The 19,432-nt window shown below is 47.6% G+C and carries 12 protein-coding genes and 1 pseudogene; 9 read left to right on the top strand and 4 right to left on the bottom strand.

What is annotated here, in order from left to right; genetic code table 11:
• Positions 1-19 precede the first annotated feature (19 nt).
• Both ebgA and AC2TF5_RS22215 read left to right on the top strand, forming a co-directional pair.
• Positions 20-3,118 carry a beta-galactosidase subunit alpha gene (gene ebgA / locus AC2TF5_RS22220; protein ID WP_491299295.1) on the top strand — a complete coding sequence of 1,033 codons (3,099 nt, stop codon included), beginning with the start codon at positions 20-22 and terminating at the stop codon, positions 3,116-3,118.
• Positions 3,119-3,168: 50 nt separating this feature from the next.
• The gene (locus AC2TF5_RS22215) at positions 3,169-4,410 is read left to right on the top strand and encodes an MFS transporter (RefSeq protein ID WP_491299294.1); all 1,242 of its coding nucleotides are present in this window, start codon (positions 3,169-3,171) and stop codon (positions 4,408-4,410) included.
• A 149-nt stretch (positions 4,411-4,559) separates the two neighbouring features.
• On the opposite strand, the gene AC2TF5_RS22210 is transcribed toward AC2TF5_RS22215, so the two are convergent.
• Positions 4,560-6,011 carry an RNA-guided endonuclease InsQ/TnpB family protein gene (locus AC2TF5_RS22210; RefSeq protein WP_491299293.1) on the bottom strand — a complete coding sequence of 484 codons (1,452 nt, stop codon included), beginning with the start codon at positions 6,009-6,011 and terminating at the stop codon, positions 4,560-4,562.
• Between the two features lie 174 nt (positions 6,012-6,185).
• Here AC2TF5_RS22210 and AC2TF5_RS22205 point away from each other — a divergent pair.
• Positions 6,186-7,108 (top strand): annotated as a pseudogene (locus tag AC2TF5_RS22205) (alpha/beta hydrolase).
• A gap of 354 nt (positions 7,109-7,462) precedes the next feature.
• Here the strand turns inward: AC2TF5_RS22205 and AC2TF5_RS22200 are convergent.
• Positions 7,463-8,512, bottom strand: coding sequence for an S-layer homology domain-containing protein (locus AC2TF5_RS22200; protein WP_491299292.1), 1,050 nt, complete (start codon positions 8,510-8,512; stop codon positions 7,463-7,465).
• 266 nt (positions 8,513-8,778) lie between these two features.
• On the opposite strand from AC2TF5_RS22200, the gene AC2TF5_RS22195 reads away from it, so the two are divergent.
• Entirely contained in the window at positions 8,779-9,828 is a 1,050-nt protein-coding gene (locus AC2TF5_RS22195) for a putative RNA methyltransferase (protein WP_491299291.1), read from the top strand.
• 129 nt (positions 9,829-9,957) lie between these two features.
• On the opposite strand, the gene AC2TF5_RS22190 is transcribed toward AC2TF5_RS22195, so the two are convergent.
• Positions 9,958-10,905: a helix-turn-helix transcriptional regulator gene (locus AC2TF5_RS22190; protein ID WP_491299290.1), complete on the bottom strand. Its 948-nt coding sequence runs from the start codon at positions 10,903-10,905 to the stop codon at positions 9,958-9,960.
• Between the two features lie 150 nt (positions 10,906-11,055).
• On the opposite strand from AC2TF5_RS22190, the gene AC2TF5_RS22185 reads away from it, so the two are divergent.
• The 3 genes from AC2TF5_RS22185 (at position 11,056) to AC2TF5_RS22175 (ending at position 15,574) form a co-directional block, all read left to right on the top strand.
• Entirely contained in the window at positions 11,056-11,541 is a 486-nt protein-coding gene (locus tag AC2TF5_RS22185; RefSeq protein ID WP_491299289.1) for a DinB family protein, read from the top strand.
• 221 nt (positions 11,542-11,762) lie between these two features.
• Positions 11,763-14,315 (top strand): beta-mannosidase, encoded by a 2,553-nt coding sequence (locus tag AC2TF5_RS22180; RefSeq protein WP_491299288.1) that lies wholly within the window; start codon positions 11,763-11,765, stop codon positions 14,313-14,315.
• Between the two features lie 341 nt (positions 14,316-14,656).
• Positions 14,657-15,574 (top strand): hypothetical protein, encoded by a 918-nt coding sequence (locus AC2TF5_RS22175; protein ID WP_491299287.1) that lies wholly within the window; start codon positions 14,657-14,659, stop codon positions 15,572-15,574.
• 226 nt (positions 15,575-15,800) lie between these two features.
• On the opposite strand, the gene AC2TF5_RS22170 is transcribed toward AC2TF5_RS22175, so the two are convergent.
• On the bottom strand, positions 15,801-17,021 hold the full coding sequence (locus AC2TF5_RS22170) for an ROK family protein (protein WP_491299286.1): 1,221 nt from the start codon (positions 17,019-17,021) through the stop codon (positions 15,801-15,803).
• A gap of 406 nt (positions 17,022-17,427) precedes the next feature.
• Here AC2TF5_RS22170 and AC2TF5_RS22165 point away from each other — a divergent pair, with 406 nt between their 5' ends.
• Positions 17,428-18,204, top strand: a complete 777-nt coding sequence (locus tag AC2TF5_RS22165) for a glucosamine-6-phosphate deaminase (protein WP_491299285.1) — start codon at positions 17,428-17,430, stop codon at positions 18,202-18,204.
• Positions 18,201-19,370: an N-acetylglucosamine-6-phosphate deacetylase gene (nagA, locus tag AC2TF5_RS22160; protein ID WP_491299284.1), complete on the top strand. Its 1,170-nt coding sequence runs from the start codon at positions 18,201-18,203 to the stop codon at positions 19,368-19,370. Before AC2TF5_RS22165 ends, nagA begins: the two co-directional genes overlap by 4 nt.
• Positions 19,371-19,432: the final 62 nt, after the last annotated feature.

Genomic DNA, 19,432 nt, shown 5'->3' with positions numbered 1-19,432 from the left:
GGAAAGGATGGAGACATAAATGAAGGACAACCGTTTAGGCCGGGACTGGGAACAACTCGGCGTTCTGGAGCGAAATCGTTCCAAGAGCCGTGCTTATTTTATTCCGTTTGCAGACATGGCAGGAGCTTTAAGTTATGACAGAGGCAGATCAGATTGGTATAAATCGCTGAATGGGATGTGGAAATTTCATTATGCGGAGGAGCCTGAGGCTGCTCCGGAAGCCTTTTATCAAGAGGATTTCGACGTGTCTGAGTGGGAGGATATACCTGTTCCAGGACACTGGCAGCTGCAGGAATATGGAAGTCCGCACTACACGGACTTGTATTACCCGTTTCCGGTAGATCCGCCGCATGTGCCAACTGAGAATCCGACAGGCAGTTATGTGTGTGAATTCGAGCTTCCGGATTATTGGAACGGACAGAAGATCCATATCAAATTCGATGGCGTGGACAGTGCGTTTCATGTGTGGCTGAACGGTTCATTTATCGGCTACAGCCAGGGGAGCCGGCTAACCTCTGAATTCGACCTGACGCCTTATGTTAAGTCTGGAATCAACAAGATGGCGGTCCGGGTATACCAGTGGTCTGACGGAAGCTATTTGGAAGATCAGGATATGTGGTGGTTAAGCGGCATTTTCAGGGACGTTTATCTGATTGCCGAACCTGCTGCCCTCCGCATTGCTGATTTTCGCGTTATCACCGAGCTGGATGCCGAGTACCGAAACGCCAATCTGAACGTCCGGATTGATCTGGAGGGAACAGAATCCGCAGGAAACGTAAAGTTGCAGCTGCTCAACCGTACTGGTGAACAGGTTGCAGCCGCTGAAAGGGTCATTGCTCATTCCTCTATAGAGGAGTTTGAACTGGCAATGGAGGAACCGGCCTTGTGGAGTGCCGAATCCCCGACCTTATATCATCTAGTCATCACTTTGATGGATTCACAGGGCCAACTCTTGGAGACCATCGCACAGCGCGTCGGATTCCGCTGCATAGAAGTGAGGGACGGCCAGTTCCTGGTGAATGGAAAGGCCATTTTACTTAAGGGAGTAAACCGCCACGATCATCATCCAGATACGGGAAGAACCGTTACATTGTCCACGATGCAAGAAGACATCCTTTTAATGAAGCAGCATAATATTAACGCTGTGCGGACGGCTCATTATCCGAATGATCCGCGGTTCTACGATCTGTGTGATGAATACGGACTGTATGTTATGGAGGAAACGGATCTGGAGACACATGGATTCGAGCTGCTTGGCAATATCTCACGCTTAAGTGATGATCCGGATTGGAAGGAGGCCTACGTCGACCGGGTCCGCCGAATGGTGGAGCGGGACAAAAATCACCCGTCCGTTCTGTTCTGGTCACTTGGCAATGAATCCGGGTTTGGGTGCAATTTCCGTGCGATGGCTCAGTGGTGCAGGGAGAACGATCAGACGAGACTGATCCATTATGAGGAAGACCGGGAAGCCGAGGTATGTGACGTGGTAAGCACCATGTACTCATCTGTCGAGAAGATGGATGCTTTCGGTAAAATGACGGATCATCCCAAGCCGCATATTTTGTGCGAGTTTGCCCATGCGATGGGCAACGGCCCGGGCGGACTGCGGCCCTATTTTGATACCTTCGAAGCGCATCGACGTCTGCAGGGTGGCTTCGTATGGGAGTGGATAGATCATGGGCTAAGCAGAAAGACAGCGGACGGCAAGGAGGATTATGCTTATGGTGGGGATTACGGGGATGTGCCGAATAACGGCAATTTCGTAATCGACGGTTTAGTGCGTCCCGACCGTACACCCTCTCCTGGACTTCTGGAATACAAGAAGGTCATTGAACCGGTCCGTGTCGAAATGCTCGATAACAGACGCCTTCTCGTCATGAACCGATATGATTTTATTACGCTGGATCATCTTCAGGCCCATTATCGGATTCTGGCGGAAGGCCGACTTGTTCATAGTGGAGTAATGCCGATTCCCCGTATTGAACCCGGAAAGGGTGAAGAGATCTTAGTTCCGTTGAACGCGGACGAGATCGAGGCAGGTGTCGATCCGCATGCGGAAATGTGGCTTGAAATTTCCTTTACGATAGCTGCGGATTGCCGCTGGGCTGCGCGAGGGCACGAGGTAGCTTGGTCTCAATCTACGCTGCGAGCCCCAGCGGTTTCTCAGTTCAAATTGGACCCGATACGGCAACAAGAGCTCCGCTTAACCGAGGAGAAGCGAAGACTTATTGTCGAGACCGATCGTTTCCAGCTTTCTCTGGATTCACTTCATCCCGGTTTTGAATCCCTGCGTTTGAACGGTAAGAATATTACGCTTGGTGGGCCGAGGTTGAATTTTTGGCGTCCGCCGATTGATAACGATATGTATGTGCTACCGGATTGGCGTAAAGCGCATCTGGACCGGTTGACGGAGCGGATTGATCATTTTGAGTGGAAGCGCTTGGATAATAATTGTGTTCGAATCCAGTGGAACTCCCGCATCGCGCCACCGGTTTATGATTGGGGTTTCCGTTGTGAAACATCATATACGATAACTTCCAGCGGCTTGATTATGATGGACGTGAAGGGAGAACCGATAGGAACACCACCCGCCATGCTCCCGAAAATCGGGCTTCAATTGAAGATCGCGGGAGATATGAAGAATGTCCGGTGGTATGGCAGGGGACCGGGTGAAAGTTACCCGGACAGCAAGGAAGCAGGGCGCTTTGGTGAATACCGGAGTACGGTAGACGGTTTGTTTACGCCTTATATTTATCCGCAGGAGAACGGTAACCGTACGGATGTCCGGTGGATCTCTATTGCAGATGGTGCTGGGACGGGCCTTCTTGCCACGGGTGTGCCTGTTCTCAATTTTAGCGCAAGCAGGTACACCGACATTGACCTGGAAGCGGCCATGCATATAAGTGATCTTGTTCCGAGCAATTTTATTACGCTCAATTTGGATTACCGCCAGAACGGGCTTGGAAGCAACAGCTGCGGTCCTGCACAATCTCCCGAGCATACCGTCAAGCCGGAACCTTTCCAGTTCCGTATCCTTTTACAGGCCTATGCGGCGGAGGACACGGATCCGGGGGCACTAAGCTACCGAATGCGTTCGGAAGCGAAAATATATGAATAAGATTGTTATTCGTATAAGGTTACACCGGATTACAGGAAAAGGGGAATGACATGTCCTTTTACATCAAAGACCTGCTTCAGCTGTCTACGGGTGTACGCCGCTTTCTCATTAGCGAAGCATTTTACGGTGTAGGTATTGGTCTATACACACTTGTTCTAAATTTACACTTACTTTTTAGAGGTCTTAGGGAAGATGAGATCGGAGCATTGGTGTCCACTGGGATTCTGATTATGGGGGTTCTTGCCATACCCGTGTCAATGCTAGCTAATAGGATAGGGAGAAAGAAGCTGCTTGTAGCCGGAGTATTCTTTATCGCGGCAGGAAATGTCCTGTTTGCGGTCAGTGAGGAATTGATTTGGTTTTATGCTGCTCAAATTCTGGTGTCCGCCGGTCTAACGCTTGTCGAGACAACAGAGATCCAGTTGCTCTTCCATTATTGCAAGTCCCGGAAAGAAGAGGCACGCGCATATTCTCTAATGTTTGCTGTCTTTACTGCCTTTACGGGTTTAGGTACCTTAGCTGCCGGTTACATTGCGAAAGGTTTTGAGGGGAGCAGGGGATATGAAGTTACTCTCTTGCTGACCGCTTTGGTGCTTGTACTGCATGGAGTCATAAGAGCGTTTTGGCTGCCAACGGAAAGGAAGAGATCACAGGAGGAAGCGATAGAAAAATCGCCCTCTGGAGGATTTTCCATATTAATGGCTAAAATATCGTCCAGAACCTTGTGGCTGTTTGCTGTGTTTACGGCTTTGCTTGGAGGCTCTATCGCTCTGACAGGCTCTTTTCTGAATGTCATTGTAAAGTTCCGTCTGGACTGGATGGATGATCAGGTATCACTTCTACTGGCAATCAACGGTATCGTATTGTTTATCTGTTCGTTACTGACTCCATATATTATGGAACGATTCGGATACAACATAGCCATTATTTCCGTTTTTGTGGTAAATATCTTGCTGTGTGTATCTCTATACATGATCATGCCGGTATGGCTGTTTGCGGTTATGTTCTTGCTGCGCGGCGGAGGTGCGACGATGCTGTCTAACCTTTTGGATAGTCTGCTGATGTCTGCATTTAAAGATGAAGAGCGAAACTTATACGCAGGCATGAGATCGGTTTTCCGAAGTTTAGGATCGTCATTAGCTACTTTTGCCTCCGGCTTGATTTTGTCCGTACAAAACTATCAGCTTCCTTTTTTGGCGACGGCTGGAGCCCTTCTGGCATGTGGATTGTATTATATTTGGTGGATTCGTCCGGTATTGTCAAAGAGAATAAGCGGCAGTATTGGAGCTTGATGTTGAAGAAGCAGCCCTGATTATAGGGGCTGTTTCTTTTATGTCAGATAAGTTTATTGCTCGTTTTTTAGGTGTGACGGAAACATAAGTTCGTGTACGATAGAGATAGAATTAATCATTGGGGGTTTCTGATGTATCATCTCTGCTTATTACTGGATGCTTAACATCAGTGGAGTTGACACGTTGACGGACTGGCTACCGACCAACCCCGCTATCCCATTGGCGGATGCTTTTGGGAATACTTTACGCATGATATTCGCTGCTCCGTTCACATCAGCATGGATCAGGCCCTTCCGACTTCGATACAACCCGCGATGAATCCGCTTGCCCGAGAAGGCCCTTGTAACTCCTTCTTCATACTTGGGCAATGGGTCGTGATCCAGGAAACTGGCCTTCGACGTATACGCCTCTTCGGTGAGAATCACTTCGATTCCGAGTGCCGCGGCTTTATACCGGATCATCGAAACAAGCATCTGATGTGGAATGTAACAGAACGACTGATTGTTGCTCCGCCCCATATCGGATTCCACCTTCCATCCCTGATTGTATCCGATGACGATTGTCCCGATCTTCTGCTCGGCAGCTAGTCTGACAATATAATGACTCGTCTTGTGAAACAAGTCCTTAATCCTCCGATGACGCTTCAGATGCAGCCGATTTAGTCGCTTGGATGAAAATGCACCTTCCTGCGGTTGTTTGCCTTGGCGGAGAATCCCAGTATAATGTGCCTTCAACTTGTTGTAATACTGATTGATTGCTTTTATCGGCTTGCCCTTCACGCATACCGGTCGATGACCCGTATTTGTGACGATGGTTGCAAGCTGATCAATGCCCAAATCAATCGCCAGCGCATTCTCTTTCGCGACATCTGTCGCTTCTACTGGGCAAGCGAATACCAGTTCCACGACATATTGCCCGTATTTCGGAACGATGCGTACCTGCTTCAAATCTCCCTCTGTATAGCCGAGCTTGCCGATATTGAGCCGCTGTTTCGTCTTTGGGAGTTTGAGGTACTTGCGATCCTTGATCTCACAATCCTGATTGGTGAAAACGACTTCCTTGGCTTTGGTGCGGGCGTAGCCGGGAATATGCGGTCTTCCGGCGTATTTGTCAGGTCGCACTCGATAATCCGTGATGCTGGCGAAGAAAGATTGCCAATTGGAAAATACACGCTTCATAACCCACTGACTGCATTGTGCAGGGAGCGCCCGGTAATCCGCTTGTTCCATCGTCTTGAACAGACAATCGAGAAAGGGATAATCCACATAAGGAGATGCCTTCGTCGGCAATTCGAACAGGTGGCAGCGGGAATCCTTCCGCTGGTCGGCTGGTTTCAGAAGCTGCTTCTGAAGTCTCGCCTGATGGGCTTCAAGTTGGCGTACGTTCATCAATCCGATGTTCGTCAGTAACGTGTCCATGACTTGTTGTTGCAAGGGTTGAAGAGGCTTGTCCTGCCTGAGTGCCGTAAACACTTGGCGGATATAAAAGTTCGTCGTATTGTACAAATTCTTGGCGTCCTGACACATCTGCTCCGCGTACGCATACAACCGATGGCCGGGCTTGATCCAGATTTGATAGGTTCTATATGTTGGTTCTGACACACATTCACCCCCCCTGAAACCAAACGTATGTTCTATTTTATATTACCACATATATTTGGATTGTGGGAGTGATTTGAAAGGAATTGTTACAAGCATTTCACAGATGTCCCCGATTCACCACCCCCTTAGCTCCTGCGTCGCTTGAAGAGGGCGTTCACTCGATGAATTTGATAGATGGCAGAACTCGATCGTTTAGAACCCCGAATAAGGGAATCCGTGGAACAATTTATCCGGGCCGGCCGCCCTTCGGCCAGGCTACAGACCTTTGAGGAACGACGGAAGGGGTATTTGGCAACGATTGATCTTGCCGGAGAGGTGGTAGCAGTCTGGAAAATCGAAGACTATAACTTTGACGAGGTTCAGCTGCGGATTTACAGACCGCTGGATGAGAGCAATCTTCCCGTGATGATTTATTTCCACGGTGGCTGCTTTGTAAGTGGCGATCTCGAAACGCATGACCGTCAGATGCGGCAATTGGCCAACCAGGGTCGCTGCCTCGTGTGGCCGTACATTATCGGCTCGCACCGGAGCATCGTTATCCTGCTGCCCATGACGATGCAGTGAAAGCGATACGGATCATTAAGAAGCAGGCGCCTGCTTGGGGAGGGAACCCAGACAAGCTTACCCTGGCTGGAGACAGCGCCGGAGGTCATATCGCCCTTGTAGCTTCCTTGCGGTTGAAATCAGAGGGCTTATCATGGATTCTGCGCTTGATCTTGATTTACCCGATGCTGGATGCGAAGGGCTCTAGTGAGAGTTATAAGAAATACGGCGACGACTATATCATTACACGGGATATGCTGCTCAGCGGATTTGAGGCGTATTTCGAGGGGAATATACTTCCTGAACATCCTGAGTCCAGCCCCTTATATAGGGACGATTTGGCTGGACTCCCGGATACGCATATATTAACGGGGGAGTTTGACCCGCTGGTTGATGAAGGGGAGGAACTCTACCGCCGCCTGTTGAAAGCGGGGGGGAATGCCCAGTGCCAGAGATATTTGGGGGTAAATCACGGCTTTTTCCAGCTTGGCGGAATAAGCCCGGCCGGACGCAAGGCAATCGGAGACGTAGCCGCTCTAATGAGGGGCTGGTAGGAAACATAACTCAGGAAATTCGGGAGCTAAAGTAATTGGAGGAACGCTTCGTACGCTTCGTACTCGTAGCGTCTCATAACAGACAAAGGGGGTGCCCTAACTGTCTAATCACTTTCTTCAGTGGCTTGTTCTTCGGCTGTTTGCTATACATCAGAGGTACCTAGTTTCAACGGATAAGGCGGAATCATGCTGGAGAAACGAAGTGGTCCCCTTTATCCCCGGATTTGACCATACTATCCATTCTGAAAAAATCTGGGGATAACAGGGATTGGAAGGATGATCCGCATGCGTAGTGCTGAAACAGAGATCAAGGAGTTTATATGGCTATCTCATCATGAAATGTAAGCACTAAGGTTATGCGCGGGCAACATCCCACCATTTATAGTAAACCTTGATTTGTCCTTCCGGGCTGGAGATGAGGGGATCAATGACGATTGTCTTTCCACTGACCTTCAGCTGAATTTCTTTTTTATTTTTGACCGCTGAATCGATCTTGGTCAGAAGATAGCTTTTATCGATTTTGAAGCCGTACAAATCCAGTACGTCCGCAAGCATATTACGCTGCGTGCTGTCGTTGCTGTCGGACAGAGATATGCTGCTGAACGACAAGATTTGAGGTTCAAATTGTACAGAAACTGCATTATCGACTTGACCCTGTTGCTTCGTTCGGGTCATGACTACACGGCTGTCGCCGTCGTCGTAAATGCGATATCCGCTATATTTTGTGAACACGTTCTGACGGATTACTATGTACATATTATCCCGGTATACATCCCATTGTGTGGGGAGTTTTGGTAGGCTGGCCGTAGGGCTGCTTTCGGTCGGGCGGTCGTACAGGTTGGACATACCGTGATTCGTCAGATTTTTAATGAGCTGGAGCACTTCTGCCCGGGTGATGGTCTCATGGCCCATAAATCCCCGGATCGTGTTCTCGCCCTTAATTCGTCCTAGTGCATACTTTTTGCCAAGCACGTATTGAATGGCCTGATCTCCTGAATAGTTGACTCCATCCGCGCTGGAGACAAGTTCCGCGACTTGGGCGCGTGTAATATAGGTACTCCGAATCTTCTTGTCTGCAAAACCGCGGACCGGATAATTTTTAAAATGAAGGAAGTTATAATATTTATCTGACCAGAATTCGGTCAAGTAAGTCTCCTCTAAATCCTTGCCCGCGATGCCGACCACGAGCATACGGATGAACTCCGCTTCGGTCACATTTTGGTTGGGCATAAACGTACCATTCGCATACCCGTTCACTATTCCTTTCTCGACTCCCCACTCAATGGTCGCTTTCGCCCAGTGGTTGTCAGTATCGCGAAAAATTACACCTGCAAATACTTGGCTTGATCCTATAAATAATGACATAACCAAAAGCAGGGGGGCAAATAGTCTTAGCTTCAACATCTACAGTCCTCCATCTAATATTTTGCTAAATTTCTACAAAATACATTGTATAAGTCGATATTTCGAGCGGTCAAGACATACAGGACCGGTTATATAAAGATTGGTTAATTCTAACTAGGAATATTCTGGAACTAACATACTAAAGGACTAAACATCATTGGAGCGATGGGGAAGTAAAGAACTATTCCGTAATAGGACGCTGGGAGGAAGGGATCTTAAACCGGTAATATTGCTAAACACTAACATTGTATTTATGAGGATATGAAATGAAATACATAAGGCTTTCACAGCTTAATCGCGGGGCTTGCTGCATCAGTCGTAAATGGAACGAGGAGTGTGTTATGATAGCCGGGGCGGATTATCCGCGATATTTTTCCAGCTTGAAGTTGAATCTAGACCTACAGATAATGAATGGAGTGTTATATATGACCAGAAGCGGGAAGATGTTAGCAAGTGCCCGGCTTATGGAGCAGAATGAAGCATTGTTCAGATGCCCGGTATGTCAAGGCGCGCTGAGCGTAGACGACGGGAAAAGCCTGCTCTGTGTAAAGCATCACCGGTTTGATCTCGCCAAGCAGGGCTATGTTAATATGCTGACAAACCCGTCCAAGACAAAATATGACAAACGGATGTTTGATGCGCGGAAAATGATAAATGAGGCATCTTTTTTTGAGCCGCTGCTGGTCCGGTTGAGTGAAATCATAAGCCGGCGACAGGAGTCGGTCCAGGATAAGAAAATAGTCCTTCTTGATGCCGGATGCGGAGAAGGATCTCACCTAACCGCATTAAGGAAGAAGACAAGCTCTCTTGTAAAAGAGGACGTACTGGGGATTGGGATCGATATTTCTAAAGAGGGCGTCCAAATGGCCGCGCGGGATGACGGGTCTAATATATGGTGTGTTGCTGATCTGGCAAAATGTCCGTTTGCAGAAAAATCGTTTAACGTTATTTTGAATATATTATCGCCTTCCAATTATGCGGAATTTGAGAGATTGCTTACAGATGAGGGGATACTGATCAAGGTTATACCGGACAGCGAATACCTGAAGGAATTGCGAACTTTGCTGTACAGGGAGAGTGAGCGGCGGGAATATTCCAATGAGCAGACCATAGAACTGTTCAACCGAGGCTTTGAGCTGCTGCATCAGGAACGGCTCCAATATAAGGTTAGCCTCGATCCGGTACAGTTGGAGCATCTGGTGTACATGACGCCGTTATCCTGGGGTGCAGCGGAAGAGCAGGTCCAGCAAGTTCTGAGTCATGATCTGAGCGAAATCAGCTGCGATTTTTCCATTCTGATTGGAAGAATAAAATAGTTTATGAGAAAAGCGCCTGGTTCTTTGGAAGAGAATTGGGCGCTTTTTTTCGGTTATTTAAGTTGAACTAAAGATTCTTAGTCTGAGCATCACTACGAATGCGGATTATTCTTCCGATCGCTATCTGCCTCATTCATACTTTGCCATGATGTCAGCTAAGATGTCTTTCATACAGCGGATCAGTTCGGGAGGTTCTTTGACAGTTGCCTCTCTACCCAGTCCAATGAAGAACTTGGCGAAAAATAAGATTTCGCTTTCCGGAATATTTTGCTCTATCCGGCCTGTGCCGTCCTGGTGAATGTGTATGGTCGGTATTGGACGTAACTCGTTCTCACATCGCTGGACACCTTCCCGACTGAGCTCTACGGAAATCTTTACATAGGACGGGGTCTGTCTCGTTAACGACTCCCAATTGCCGAGATGGATATGCCGGTGATCCATAGGTGAAATCCCGCTGGTATCATACTCCGCCGATTGAATTCGGTCACAGCGAAACAGACGGAAATCATTACGCAGAAAGCAGTAGGCAGGACAGTACCAAAACCCGTTGCTGGCATAGATGCCAACTGGCTGGATATTTCGCTGCGAATAACCACCTTTGGATTCATACTGAATCGTGATAACCTTTTGCTGCACGGCTCCATCTAACAAGATCGACAAATGCACAGCTTTTTGCTGCCGAGTCGGTGTAAAAATGTCCATACGGTTTTTGATCTGGTCAATCCGGTCACGCACATCTCCAGGCATATAAAAGTAAAATTTGTTCAGCGCTGAAGAAGACTCAGTTTCAAAGGGCATAAATAGATAGTGACGCAGGGCATGACTGGCAAAAAACATAGCGACTGCCTCTTCCTCGCTGAACGCAATCGGAGGAAGGATTCGTTCATTGAGAACCTGATATCCGCCATGTGGTCCGACTTCAGAATAGAGGGGAACTCCAAGCTCACTTAGCTCCTGCAGATCCCTTAGGATCGTTCTCTGAGACACTTCGAACTGGTCGGCAAGCTCTTTGGCGGTAAACTTCCGCATCCGGTTGACGGTCATCATCAATTCCATGAGTCTTTTGGATTTAGACATAGTACTAGCTCCATCAAATTATTTTAAGGATTTTAATTGTTTTTTTATAATGGTGACAATAGTTGTCACTATTATAATCTACAATAAGTACCAAGCCCAGAACATATACGGCGAAATGGACATGAATATTATGAAAATGGAGTGAATTACATGAACACGACTAATGAAGTAAAGCATTTATTGTTTGAAGAGCTCGAGCATATCGTCAAAACCTCCTGCAATCTCATCCGCAAAATATCACCCGAGCATTGGGATTACAAACCTGCCGACAATATGAGGACCTTGAAGGAGCTCGTTCATCATTTAGTGTCGGTACCGGCTGTAGACCTGCTTATTCTGAAAGAAAAGAGTGAGTCGGAAATCCGCGCACTCGAAGCGGAAGTTGCTGCTGGAACAGAGAAAGAAACGCTTATCGGCTGGATGAACTCCGGCACGGCGGATGTAAAACACTACATGGAGGAACTCACGGAGGAGGAGTTTTTGCGTAAGAAAACAAAGCCATTTTATTTGGAGCACGGATCTGTACAAGCTAAATGGCTGATCGAGATTGTAACTCATGCACAGCACCACCGGGCGCAGATGTTTAACTACCTGAAGACTCTGGGCTATGAAGTGAATATGTTTGATCTCTACTAGAGCTCTTCAAGGGCGAATACCTAATGATTCAGAAATATAAAGAATCGGCTGCAGCCGGTTCTTTTTTGTGACTGAAATTTTAAATAAATTGTTCATAATATATAAATTAAAAGGAAAATTATTCCCCCTGTTTTTTATTTTAGCGGGTCGACAGAGTCTGATCATGGAGGAATGTATTATAATATATGGTGCAATATTTTTTGCGAATAGAGGAGGCTCATATGAAACTACAATTGCTGGATAACTGGACGTTTAAAGCTTGTACTGAACAGGAATGGCTGCCTGCTCGAGTCCCGGGATGTGTACATACTGATCTGCTGCGAAATGGCAAAATTTCCGATCCGTTCTATGGAACGAATGAGCATGATTTGCAGTGGATTGATAAACAGGATTGGGAATACAGAACCACCTTTGAGGTTTCCGATGAACTGATGGCAGAATCCCGTCTGGAACTGGTATTTGACGGGTTGGACACTTATGCGGATGTGTATGTGAACGGAAAGGCTGTTCTCGCTGCGGACAATATGTTCCGCTCCTGGCGGATAGATGTCAAGGAACGAATCGTGCAAGGAAGCAACCGTATCCGGATCGTTTTTCGTTCCCCGATTCAGGAGGATTTACCAAAGCTTGAGAAGCTCGGATATGCGCTCCCAGCAGATAATGACCAATCTGAATTAGGCGAGGTGGGAGAGAAGAAGGTTAGTATCTTCGCGCGTAAAGCACCGTATCATTATGGCTGGGACTGGGGGCCGCGGTTTGTGACGAGTGGAATCTGGCGGGAGTGCCGGATCGAGGCGTGGTCAGAGGCAGTGATCCGTGATGTGTTTATTCATCAAGAACATGTAACGGCTTCGGTTGCCCGAATGAAGGCGGTTGTAACGGTTGAGGTAAATGATGATTTTGATGGAACGCTTATTGTCACAGCAGCAGGACAGAAGTGGGGAGGAAAGACACAGCTAACCGGCGGCAGTAACACGATAGAGCTTGATATGGAAATCAAGGAGCCGGAGCTTTGGTGGTGTAGAGGCCTTGGAGAGCCGAATTTGTATGAATTCCGTGCGGAACTTCAAGCAGAGCAGCGGACGGTATCATATGCTTCAGTACGGACCGGACTTCGCAGCGTCCGTCTCGTTCAAGAGACAGATCAAGCTGGCACATCGTTCTACATCGAATTGAACGGGACGCCGATATTTGCCAAAGGTGCGAATCATATTCCGAACGACAGCTTCCTAACTGAAGTAACGGAAGAACGTTACCGTCATGAGATTGCATCTGCTGCCGAATCCAATATGAACATGCTTCGCGTTTGGGGTGGGGGAATTTACGAAGAGGACATTTTTTATGAGCTGTGCGATGAGTACGGGTTAATGGTGTGGCAGGATTTTATGTTTGCTTGCAGTATGTATCCCGGGGATGAAGCTTTCCTGAATAGCGTTCGGTTGGAAGCAGAGGAGAATGTGACGCGTCTACGCAACCACCCGAGCATTGTGCTCTGGTGCGGAAATAATGAGATTGACTCCGCTTGGGCGCATTATGACGAAAAAGCGGGATGGGGATGGAAGCAGCAGTACAGCTATGACATTCGCGAAAAGCTGTGGAGAGATTACGAAGCAATATTTCACGAGATATTGCCAGAAGCCGTCGAGAGCTATGCACCAGGGGCTGAGTATTGGCCGTCTTCTCCGCTCGTGTCACTCAGCAGGGACAAGGACCAGCATGCCAATTCCGGAACCACGAGTGGTGATATCCACTATTGGGGAGTGTGGCACAATACCGAGCCGTTTGATAACTACAACGTATATGTGGGACGCTTCATGAGTGAATACGGTTTTCAGTCGTTCCCGGAACCCAAGACGGTAAGAACGTATGCTGAAGAGAGCGATATGGAGCTGGAATCCAAGGTTATGCTGGCACACCAGAAGAACGGAGCGGGGAATCGCTTGATCAAAAGTTATATGGACCAGTACATGTATGAGCCGAAGAATTTCACTTCATTTCTGTATATGAGCCAAATGCAGCAGGCGGAAGCGATGAAGACAGCCATTGAGGCGCATCGTCGCAATAAGCCGTATTGTATGGGCACGCTATATTGGCAGATGAACGATTGCTGGCCGGTCGCTTCCTGGGCGGGCATGGATTATTTTGGCCGATGGAAGGCATTGCAGTATGTTGCCAAGCGCAGCTTCCGAGATGTCTGTCTTGCGGTAGAGCAGAAACAGGAGAAGGGCATCGTTTCAGTTCATTTGATTTCCGATGTGTCTGCACCTATTGAGGGTATCCTGCGGCTACAGCTGCTCAGTTTCGAAGGGAAAGAGCTGCAAGCATTATCCCTTCCCGTGCAAGCTGATGCGCAGGAGGCTTTAGTAGTGTATCAGACGCAGGTAAGTGAACTGCTCAGTGGGTACAATCCTTCATCGGTCGTCCTACACGTAGAGTTGGAGCTGGAAGGGGACGTTGTGGACAGCAAAGATCATTATTTTGTAACCGACAAGCATCTTCTGCTGCAAACCCCGGACATCACGGTCAGAGAGGTTCAGGATAGCGGCGGTACGGCTTTTATTGTGGAGAGCAATGTGTTTGCACGCCAGGTATGGCTGTCTTCAGAACATGAGGGCATTTTCAGCGATAACTTCTTCGACCTGATCCCTGGGAAGCCGAAGAAGATTTCCTTTAGCTCCCGTCATTATGCCGAGACAGCATTCATTCCGGCGTCCCCGGGAACAGTGAAGGTATTGTCAATGGCTGATTGCATCCGTTCGGAGTCTTTAGCATAACGGTGATCTACGATTTGTGCATATTATCTTCTTTCAGAAAAAACAAGAGCAGGTAACTCGAGATTCATTCTTGGGTGACCTGCTTTTTTGTGGTCTATTACAGACAGCGGGAGCCTAGGTCAGCAGACCTTTTTGTCACCTTTTTTATTTTGGATAACCATTGGAATGTAGTCCTTAAGGTTCGCGATTATTCCCCAGGAAATGACATTGTTAAAGCTAAAGAGTTATTTTGCTAGTGCAAAAGTATGAATTCGGCCTTTTACTATTGGAAGATAGACTAGCATTAGGTAAAATATTCCTTGGTTTCCTTATGTAAAATATGATCAGGAGGTTATAGCCTAATGAAAAAAATGTTCTTATATAAGTTCATGCTTATGGCGTGTGCGATTTTGATTGCTTCCGCCGCCATACTCCCTGCTTCCGCTGTTGATGCTGCGGATAAAAAATGGATCAATCAGGTATGGAGCCAGTACGAAGCTTATAACAAAAAGACAGTAGATGCTTATAAAGCATATCAAGAGCAGATCGACAAGGATTTCAAACAATTTAATGATTCCAGTAACGCCGGATTGGATGCACTGGAGAGCAAAGTCCTTTCAGACCAGAAGATTTGGATTGAGAAGCTGGAAGCTGACTATAAGCAGCTTGATCAGCTATATGGAAACAACCGTGAAATGGCTGATGACTTGAGAAAGTATAGAAATTATATCAGCGAGACGAATCTCAACAGCCCGATGTGGAAGTACTCCAAAGCAGCTAGTCGCACGCATTTGAACAGTACACTGTGGAAGCTGGATAAAGCCCTAAGTGATACACATCTGAACAGCAACATGTGGACTTACAGACAAACCATCAACCCAACACATTTGAACAGCGCCGCCTGGAAGCTGAACAATAACGTAAGTGAAACGCATTTGAACAGCAACATGTGGAAGCTTCGCAACAGCTCCAACGATACGTCCTTGAACAGCCCGATGTGGAAATATCGTACAGGGAAATTAAGCAAGACTCAAGCCAAGAAACAATTTGATAAATTGTTTAAAGAATTGACGACGGCGCTTGCCAAATACAATACAGCTCGGAAAAAAGATATTACGGATATGGTCAACAGCACGAAGAAAAAAGTGAATGAACTGCATCACCAGACGATTCAGGCATTGGAATCTCAGCGTGAAAAAACGTTGAAAGAAATATCCGAACTTCGGACGAAGATTGCTGGGGAAGGGCTGCAATGGGAGCCACTGCTCGTTACCCCTTAATGCACTAGAACAACGATAATATTTTCAGGAGAAAGATCGATGCTTCAGTTTCACTGTTAGTGGCTCTCAAAGCTCAGTGTAGTACTTGCATGATAGCGATTGATCACAGCACAGGCCAATTGTCGCAGGAGTTTGATAGCTGTGGTTGAAGAAAACAAGAATACAGGCAGATTCACAAAAGAGCCAAGGAAGGATTAATCCCTCCATGGCTCTTTATCATTCCGGTCTACTCGTAGTCTTCAAAGTCCTGAATAACGGACAGTGCGGCGCCGACCGCCGGATTTTCTCGGTTCCGGACAAATCGAATGTCGGTATGCTCATAAGGAAAGCGCAGCGTATTGCCTTGGGTCAACCTCATTGTGATCTGCTTAAAGTGCTCGCTATCACCATAAGGGCTGTCGATTACGATCTGTTTAGGATTGCAAAGATGGATGATGTGTGTGAGTGCCGTGCTTAAATATTGACCGACTTCCGTATACACACGCTCCTCTGGAGTTAACCCTTCCCAGGCATTCAAAGGAGTATCGATCAGAGCGGATCTGTCTTCCGTGTTCCGGTCAGTTATAGCATTATCCACACATGCTTCTGATCCCGCTTTAAAGCTTGCGTGTGCTACCGAATATTCCTCTGCTTCCAGCTGTTGCAGGCGATGGCGTACCGCCTTGGTACGAATCAATGCCTCAAGGCATCCCTTTCGTCCACACTGGCAGAGGGGACCTGTAGGATCAATCATTAAATGGCCGACTTCACAAGCCGTCCATGATCCGCCGAAATGGAGCTTGTCCCGGATCAGAAAAGCTCCGCCAACCCCCTCGTCAATACGTATATAAAAGGTGGAATCAGCTGTTTCTGTTTCTAACTGCTGCAGTGTGGCAAGAGCGCTTGCCTTAACGCTGTTCATCACCTGCAAAGGTAAGGAAATATGGAGGGAGAGCAGCTTTCTTACATCAACATCACTCCAGTCTAGATGCGAAGAATAATGCACAAACCCTTTGTCCGGGTTCACGATACCCGGCATGCCTACTCCGACACCGAGCGTCTCTGGATGTTTGCTCAGCAGCGCAGCGGTTCTGCGCCCGACCTCGTCCAGACAGCGACTGGATTCGGAGGTGTCCAGGGTGAAAACTTCCGAATCTATAACCTGGGAGTTATAATCGGTAACTACGAGATAACCTTGATTGTGTTGAATAAGAATTCCAATTGATTTGAGAGAGTTCGGGATGATCCTAATTTTGATTTTGGGCCGTCCAGCAGTGGATGTCTCATTAATGCCGACTTCCTGGATGATGTGCTGCTTGATGTATTTTTCCACAATAAGAGATACTGTGTTTTTACTGATTTTAAGATGACGGGCGATGTCCAGGCGTGAGCTGATGCGTTCTTTCCTCAGAAAGGCCAAGACACGTTTCTCATTTTGCTGCCGTAAGACAGCGGTTCCTTTCGTCATTTCATAACCCTCTTCTGATTAATTTTGGTTGGAGAGTACTACAACTATTGTAACAGTGAGGGATTGACATTCCAAAGACCTTATTGTATTTTATAGAAAATATTTAGTCCTATATGAGGATTAATATTCGAATCGATGAGGAGAGGGGCGAAATCATAACAAGGATGAAATGATATGCACCGACAGAGGCTTTTTTCGCATATAAATTTGTAAACGCTTACTGTTTAATCGACAGCTTGGATTAAATACAGTTATAGCTATACATGTTGCTAGCCAAAGCCATTGGATAAAATCGTCGCCCTGCCGGTGAAGGATCCATATCATATTTTGCGGAACATGCTGCTGTTGGTAGAGCTATTAACGAAACGAGAGGAAGAATAAAATATAACAATTGGAGGAGTTAAAGATGAGTTTGCCGACTGTGGTGGAAAGGATCGTTGATCGGCTAAAGGTGCAGGTGTATGAGAACCGTTCTATGCTTGGAAGAGCGGCTGGACTGGATTGTGCGGCACATATGAGAGAACTGTTAGGTAATCAGGAACAGGTGCGTATGATATTTGCGGCAGCTCCTTCCCAGAATGAGTTTTTGCAGACGCTTGCGAAGGAGCCGGACATCGACTGGTCTCGCGTGACAGTTTTTCATATGGATGAATATATCGGACTGGGTGAGGATGCGCCGCAAAGGTTCGGGCTTTTTCTGAAGGTGAGGTTATTCGACCTTGTCCATCCTGCAGAAGTACATCTGATCCAGAGTTCGAATTTACCGGAAGAGGAGTGCCAGCGTTATAGCGGACTTATTGCGGAGGGACCGATTGATATTGTCTGCATGGGGATCGGGGAGAATGGCCATATCGCCTTTAATGATCCGCCCGTTGCCGATTTTAACGATCCCGTGCTCATGAAAGCAGTGGTACTTGATGAAGTGTGCCGGCAGCAGCAGGTAAACGACGGCTGCTTCGAGTCGATGGATCTCGTTCCGACACATGCATTAACACTAACAATTCCTGCATTGATGAGGGGAAAAAAACTGTTCTGTATGGTACCCGGAAGTACGAAAAAAGATGCCGTTCATCGGACATTGAAGGATGAAATGTCGACAGCTTGTCCGTCCACCATTCTGCGCCAACACGAGGACTGCACGCTGTATACGGATACGGAAGCTTATGGGGAGCCAGAATCATGAAACTTGAAGATTCATGGACTGTTAGCGGCATTCACTATGGGACAGGAAGACCCATTGAGATAAAGATACAGGGGACACAAATCGTGAATGTCAGCCCATACGATCCGGCAGACCATTCGGACTTGCCGTTAATAGGACCTGGACTGGTTGATCTTCAGATCAACGGATACGGTGGAAGAGATTTCAATACACATCCGCTGTCCGTCGATATGGTTACATCCGTGACGGAAAAGTTATGGCAAACCGGAGTGACAGCGTACTGTCCGACAATCATTACGAACGGAGATCAGGAGATAGAGGACGCTGCACGAACGATAGCCAATGCCTGTGATCAAAATACGAACGTGGAGCACAGCGTTATCGGTATCCACCTGGAAGGGCCGTTCATTACACCAGAAGATGGACCGCGTGGCGCACATGACAGGCAGTACGTAAAGGCACCGGATTGGAACCTTTTCCAGGGCTGGCAGGAGGCGGCTGGTGGAAGAATCTCCATATTGACGATTTCACCGGAATGGGAAAATGCAGCTGCGTTTATTGAACGCTGCGTGGACAACGGAGTGATTGTATCTATCGGGCACACCTCTGCCACCCCGGAGCAGATTCAGGAAGCCGTGAGAGCAGGAGCCCGGTTATCTACGCATCTTGGTAATGGAGCGCATTTGATGCTGCCGCGTCATCCGAATTACATATGGGAGCAGCTGGCCGAGGATTCGCTGCACGCCTGTATCATTGCGGACGGCTTTCATCTGCCGGATAGCTTCATTAAGGTTGCACTCCGGGCCAAAGGAGATCGGATCATGCTTGTTAGCGACGCGGTGTCATTAAGCGGTATGCCGCCGGGAACTTACGACATGCATATCGGGGGAAGAGTCCGGCTGACGGAAGAAGGGAGATTATGTGTTGCCGAGCAGCCGGAATTGCTGGCAGGATCAGCTCAAATGCTGACATGGGGTATCGGTAAGCTGGTTGGCAGCGGGCTGACAGATCTTAAGAATGCATGGGACATGGCTTCACTACGACCAGCACAGTTTGTCGGCATTCCCCATGTCGGTGAGTTGGCTGTGGGTGCAGCAGCGGATCTTGTGTTGTTTGATATGCGAGGAAAAGACGTGACCGTACGCCAGACTATTAAAGGCGGGAAGTCGGTATTTACAAGAGCATAATGCAAAGAAAGAGGTGTGTTTCGAGCAGCCAGGATTTAAGCTGTGAAACACCCTCTTTTTAG

Source organism: Paenibacillus sp. JNUCC 34 (genome assembly GCF_058269055.1).
This window is presented reverse-complemented; position numbering and strand designations above follow the sequence as displayed.

What these genes read in the sequence shown, in the direction of transcription:
- ebgA (WP_491299295.1), top strand. Translation starts at nt 20, where the DNA reads ATGAAGGACAACCGTTTAGGCCGGGACTGGGAACAACTCGGCGTTCTG.
- nagA (WP_491299284.1), top strand. Translation starts at nt 18,201, where the DNA reads ATGAAACTTGAAGATTCATGGACTGTTAGCGGCATTCACTATGGGACA.
- AC2TF5_RS22185 (WP_491299289.1), top strand. Translation starts at nt 11,056, where the DNA reads ATGAACACGACTAATGAAGTAAAGCATTTATTGTTTGAAGAGCTCGAG.
- AC2TF5_RS22180 (WP_491299288.1), top strand. Translation starts at nt 11,763, where the DNA reads ATGAAACTACAATTGCTGGATAACTGGACGTTTAAAGCTTGTACTGAA.
- AC2TF5_RS22170 (WP_491299286.1), bottom strand. Translation starts at nt 17,021, where the DNA reads ATGACGAAAGGAACCGCTGTCTTACGGCAGCAAAATGAGAAACGTGTC.
- AC2TF5_RS22215 (WP_491299294.1), top strand. Translation starts at nt 3,169, where the DNA reads ATGTCCTTTTACATCAAAGACCTGCTTCAGCTGTCTACGGGTGTACGC.
- AC2TF5_RS22195 (WP_491299291.1), top strand. Translation starts at nt 8,779, where the DNA reads ATGAAATACATAAGGCTTTCACAGCTTAATCGCGGGGCTTGCTGCATC.
- AC2TF5_RS22200 (WP_491299292.1), bottom strand. Translation starts at nt 8,512, where the DNA reads ATGTTGAAGCTAAGACTATTTGCCCCCCTGCTTTTGGTTATGTCATTA.
- AC2TF5_RS22175 (WP_491299287.1), top strand. Translation starts at nt 14,657, where the DNA reads ATGAAAAAAATGTTCTTATATAAGTTCATGCTTATGGCGTGTGCGATT.
- AC2TF5_RS22190 (WP_491299290.1), bottom strand. Translation starts at nt 10,905, where the DNA reads ATGTCTAAATCCAAAAGACTCATGGAATTGATGATGACCGTCAACCGG.
- AC2TF5_RS22165 (WP_491299285.1), top strand. Translation starts at nt 17,428, where the DNA reads ATGAGTTTGCCGACTGTGGTGGAAAGGATCGTTGATCGGCTAAAGGTG.